At 56.7% G+C, this 1,996-nt stretch carries 2 protein-coding genes; one reads left to right on the forward strand and one right to left on the reverse strand.

The features are described from left to right. Positions 1 to 305, forward strand: a 305-nt coding sequence (locus tag WCB02_RS30820; protein ID WP_423964015.1) for a hypothetical protein, incomplete at its 5' end; no start/stop codon positions are given. Between the two features lie 122 nt (positions 306 to 427). Here WCB02_RS30820 and WCB02_RS30825 read toward each other — a convergent pair. After that, positions 428 to 1,996: HAD-IC family P-type ATPase (locus WCB02_RS30825; protein WP_423964017.1), on the reverse strand; the 1,569-nt coding region annotated here is incomplete at its 5' end.

Below are 1,996 nucleotides of genomic sequence, written 5' to 3' on the forward strand. Positions count from 1 at the left end.
GCTTTCAACATCATCTGATCCATCGGAAGGAAGCCCACTACAAGGGAGATCATGTTCCAGAGGAAGAATCGTACTACGAAGAGATTGCAACGGATCTTGTCCATGCGGAATCGATCACCCTCATCGGTCATGCAACAGGCAAGAGCAGCGCTGTCAATTTCCTTAGCGAGTATTTGAAGAATCATCATCCTGAGACGTTCCGGCGTATTATCGCTACCGAGATGGTGGATCTCTCCGCGTTGACTGAGCCGGAGATCGAGGAGATCGCAAAGAAGCGCATTCGGGCTGCCGCTATCCCCGCTTGAGGGCAGACTGGCAACGGCTCGGTGAAGATCGTCTTGGTTGGCATGAAGAAATGCGATCTTCATGTTTTTCCCTTCAACTCTGTATGCCGTATGCGGGTAGGCGCTTGATGCGCCTTGGTTATTCAAGAAATACGGAGGCGAGCAAAGACTGGAATCTTGACCAGGTCCAACATTGCACCGAAGGCAACCGCGGCGCCAAACTCGGCGGCTATGACCGCGAGGGGTAATGGCGCCATTGCGATTCCAAAGGTTGCAAGAGTCGAAATGATAAGGACATCGGCTACTGAAGAGAGTAAAAGCCAGATGCTGGGGCGCAGACCCCAGAGATGCTGGCGTCCGCGAATGACATAGGTCGTAGCTTGGCTGCCGAACACAATACTAACCACGGTCAGCGTTTGAAGTGACTCAATGCCGAGGTGCAACTGAAATTTGCCCACCGCCAGGATTGCCGTCGAAAACGCAAGGAAGCAGAGTCCGAGCATCACTCCGGCACTCGTGATTCGGCCGATCTGCCAGGAGTTGGGCATCTTCGATGGCCGGACTCGGTCAGTCGTGAGCGACATGGCAAGGAAGTCGCCGGTGATCATCACAATGACCATCAGCATCGGAGTCAGCACCGCGTGTCCCGTGATGACCAGGCCAACCGCCAGCAAAAGCGCCTGAAACACCTTCTTCTGAACCGAGTTGAGCGTGTATGTGAGAATGCGTTGAAAGGTGACTCTGCCTTCTTTTACGGCCGCCACAATGCCGCCGAGGCCTGCCTTGGTTAGAACCACACCGGCGGCGGATTTGGCTACGTCGGTTGCGGTCGAGACGGCAATCCCTATTTGAGCCTGGCGCAGGGCGGGCGCGTCATTGGCCCCGTCGCCACACATCCCAACTGCATGCCCGCTCTTCTGAAATGCTTTAACGAGGTCAAACTTGCCCTCGGGAAGAACACTTGCGAAGACCGAGAAGTCTTCTGGCTTAATGCCGTCTGGCAGTTTGCCGGCCGGGCAGATTGCACCTTGCAATCCAACGTCGCGAGCGACGATTGCAGCTGTGGCCGGAGCGTCACCAGTCACCATCACTGTGCGCACACCGAGACCGTTCAGCTCTGAGATTAGTGAGATTGAGTCCGCTCGCGGCGGATCGCTGAGGGCAATCAATCCGATGATCCGGCTGGATGCAGCCGGTCCCGCGGCGACTGCCAAGACTCTAAAGCCCTTCTTCTCGAGTTCGTCAGCGATAACGGCCGCGGCGGGAGAGGGCGCGGTGAGGCCGACAACCGCAGTGAAAGCTCCCTTGATGATTCGTTCTGAGCCGCTTTTTGCATCTGTCGCGGTTGCTTCCGAAGTTTTCTTGACCGGATCGAACGGAACGAAAACGGTCAGCTTTGGCAAGCCAGACGCTGTTTTCTGCGACGCGGCAAGCCGGATCGCCGCATCGACTGGGTCCTGCCCTCCATCAGAGCTCGCCAGTGCTGCCATCCCGAGAACATGTGCTTCGTCGAATCCAGGCAGTGGGCGAACGCTTGTGACTGTGAGTTCATTCTGGGTCAGAGTTCCGGTTTTATCCGAGCACAACACGTCGATCGATGCGGCTTCGTCCACGGCGGAAAGCCGTGTTGGCAACACGCCCTGCTTCGCAAGAGCACGAGCTCCAATCGCGGCAGCGAGGGTGAATGTTGCCGGTAAGGCGACGGGGATGAT

It is taken from the genome of Bradyrhizobium sp. (genome assembly GCF_049581145.1).
GTDB lineage: Bacteria > Pseudomonadota > Alphaproteobacteria > Rhizobiales > Xanthobacteraceae > Bradyrhizobium.